Source organism: Streptococcus thoraltensis DSM 12221 (genome assembly GCF_000380145.1).
GTDB classification, from domain to species: domain Bacteria; phylum Bacillota; class Bacilli; order Lactobacillales; family Streptococcaceae; genus Streptococcus; species Streptococcus thoraltensis.
Genome location: NZ_KB904617.1, coordinates 1 through 2,993, shown reverse-complemented (window position 1 = coordinate 2,993; position 2,993 = coordinate 1). Strand labels below are relative to the sequence as shown.

The window sequence follows — 2,993 nt, the reverse complement described above, 5'->3', positions numbered from 1 at the left end:
GTAAGGTCTCTGGAAGAAGATACCAGCGGATATCTTTAGTTGCAGGTCTTATAAATGGTGAGCTTATAGCTCCGATGACTTATAAAGATACTATGGCTAGTGATTTTTTCGAAGCTTGGTTCCAAAAATTCTTACTACCCACTTTGGAGACGCCATCAGCTATCATTAGGGATAATGCAAAGTTTCATAGAATGAGCAGGCTAAAGGCCTTGTCTAAGGAGCAGGGGCATAGAATTTTACCACTTCCTCCGTACTCACCTGAGTGCAATCCCATTGAGAAAACATGGGCTCATATTAAAAAACACCTCAGAAAAGTATTGCCAAATGGCCATACTTTCATTGAGGCACTTTTGTCCTGCTCTTGTTTCAGTTGATTATATAATCTATAAGATGTTATAAATTTTGTTGTTGAATAGAAACAATTGGTTTCCGAATTTATTCCCCAAAATTTACAGGATTATTAGCAAAATTAGTCAACTATAGTTGTCTAAATGCTTTAAATTTGCTAAAATTAGTACTAGTTTATGCAGTATGTGCCGGCCGCCGGTATAGTTTTACTGTTAGTTTAGCTAACAGTTTTTATTTATTTTCATGTTTAACTGGTTAAGGAGTGTTGTATGTTGTTATCAGAGAGAGTCGATGCTTTTTTCAATGCTTTAATTGCTAAAACTGAGCATCAAAATGAGTTGTTAATTGGCAAATGTCAAAGTGATGTTAGATTGACGAGTACACAGGAACATATTTTGATGTTATTGAAGGATGGAAAGTTAACTAATACAGATTTGGCTAAGGAGTTATCTATTAGTCAAGCTGCTGTCTCAAAAGCCGTCAAACAATTGGTTCAGAAGAATTTGGTTGCTTCTGTAAAAGATGGTAAAGATGGACGTGTCTCTTATCTTACTTTGACTGAGGAGGGGGCGCCTATCGCAACTGAACATGCTGAGCATCATCAGTCAACACTTCAAGTTTATGAAACGATTTTAGCTCAGTTTTCTGAAATGGATCAAGAAGTTATTGATCGTTTTGTTGATGAATTGTCTAGAAAGGTTCTTTAATTTTGCGCTATATCACTGTTAAGAATTTGGCATTTCAATATGATAATGAGCCAGTTCTTCATAATATTTCCTATCATTTAGATAGTGGTGAGTTTGTCACTTTAACTGGTGAGAATGGAGCGGCAAAATCTACTTTAATTAAAGCGACTTTAGGTGTTTTGAAACCTAAAAGTGGCACTGTTACTATTTCTGAGAAGAATATTTCAGGGAAAAAATTGAGGATTGCCTATTTACCTCAGCAAATTGCTAGTTTTAATGCTGGTTTTCCTTCTACTGTGGAGGAGTTTGTCACTTCTGGCCGTTACCCACGCCAAGGCTGGTTTCGTAGGATTACCTCTCATGATAAGGAACACGTGAAAACTAGTCTTGAATCTGTTGGCATGTGGGAGAGTCGCCATAAACGTATTGGGAGTCTTTCAGGGGGACAGAAGCAGCGTGTTGTGATTGCTCGGATGTTTGCTTCAGATCCTGATATTTTTGTGCTGGATGAGCCAACGACTGGTATGGATGCTGGTACGTTAGATAATTTCTATAGATTGATGCATCATAGTGCTCAAAAGCATCGTAAGGCAGTTTTGATGATAACGCATGACCCTGAGGAAGTTGCTGAATATGCTGATAGGAACATTCATTTAGTGAGAGATCAGTCTTCTCCTTGGCGCTGTTTTAATGTTCATGAGGGGGAATAAAAAATGGCTATCATTTTAGAAATGCTCTCTTATGATTTTATGCAGCGAGCAGTATTGGCTATCGTTGCTATGAGTTTGTTTGCACCGATACTTGGTTTATTTTTAATTTTAAGACGCCAAAGTTTGATGAGTGATACGTTGAGTCACGTTTCTCTAGCTGGTGTTGCTTTTGGGATTTTGTTAGGCGTTTCAACAACTTGGACAACGGTTGTGGTCGTTATTTTAGCGTCAATTCTTTTAGAGTATTTGCGAGTCGTGTATAAGCACTATATGGAAATTTCAACAGCTATTCTTATGTCCTTGGGCTTAGCCATTTCCTTGATTATTACCAGTAAGTCTGAAAATGCTTCTGGGGTTAATTTGGAACAATACTTGTTCGGTTCTATTATTACTATCAATCAAGAACAGGTCATTGCTTTGTTTGTTATTGCTCTTATTGTCTTGGTATTGACGGTCTTGTTTATTCGTCCGATGTATATGTTAACTTTCGATGAGGACACAGCTTTAGTTGATGGTCTTCCGGTACGAATGATGTCACTAATCTTCAATATTATCACGGGGGTTGCTATTTCCTTGATGATACCTGCTGCTGGAGCCTTACTGGTATCAACTATTATGGTATTGCCTGCAAGTATTGGCATTCGGATTGGTAAGTCATTTAAGGCTGTAATTGGAAGTGCTGTTTTAATCGGTTTTGTTGGTATGTTATCAGGAGTGTTGTTATCGTACATTTGGGAAACACCTGCTAGCGCAACCATTACGATAATTTTTATCGGAATTTTCTTAGTTGTTAGTTTGCTATCGGCATTGGGTAACCATCGAGGTTAGCCGACTTCTATTGACAGTTGGTTTTATACTCAATGAAAATCAAAATTAAATTGGGTGGTGCCGATGCAGCTAGAACTGAGGGTCATTAAATCAAGTCAACAAGGTCAAGGTCTGAATTTGATTTTCGGAGAGTATTAAGTCAGGGCTATACAAGTTTTGAATGACTTTTTGGAGTTTGTCAAGCACTGCAGAAAACATTTTAAAGGCTTAATGAAGGTTGAAGAAAAAGTCTATTTTGGACGATTTTATTCAATCTTTTGTGCTTTCTTGGAGAAAGAAAATGCAAAAGGTTACTATAGTCAAATGAATTAACTTTCAGAACAAGGAACAAAAACATACTAAGATTAGTAGTGAGGAAATCTCCGACGGGAGAGAGTACTCGCTACTTTTTCTTTATGTTAAAGTAGAGGTGTCTTGTTAA

The 2,993-nt window shown here is 37.4% G+C and carries 4 protein-coding genes; all 4 read left to right on the top strand.

Going from position 1 to position 2,993, the window contains the following annotated elements; genetic code table 11:
- Nucleotides 1-374: transposase (locus A3IA_RS0108080; protein ID WP_018380823.1), on the top strand; the 374-nt coding region annotated here is incomplete at its 5' end.
- A gap of 243 nt (nt 375-617) precedes the next feature.
- Nucleotides 618-1,055, top strand: a complete 438-nt coding sequence (locus A3IA_RS0108075; protein ID WP_018380822.1) for a zinc-dependent MarR family transcriptional regulator — start codon at nt 618-620, stop codon at nt 1,053-1,055.
- A gap of 2 nt (nt 1,056-1,057) precedes the next feature.
- Entirely contained in the window at nt 1,058-1,744 is a 687-nt protein-coding gene (locus A3IA_RS0108070) for a metal ABC transporter ATP-binding protein (protein WP_018380821.1), read from the top strand.
- Nucleotides 1,745-1,756: 12 nt separating this feature from the next.
- Complete coding sequence (locus A3IA_RS0108065; RefSeq protein ID WP_026217628.1) at nt 1,757-2,572, top strand: metal ABC transporter permease; 816 nt, start codon at nt 1,757-1,759, stop codon at nt 2,570-2,572.
- The last annotated feature ends 421 nt before the right edge of the window (nt 2,573-2,993 follow it).

Bases quoted from the DNA above. Each gene is read 5' to 3' on its own strand.
- A3IA_RS0108075 (WP_018380822.1), top strand. From the start codon at position 618: ATGTTGTTATCAGAGAGAGTCGATGCTTTTTTCAATGCTTTAATTGCT.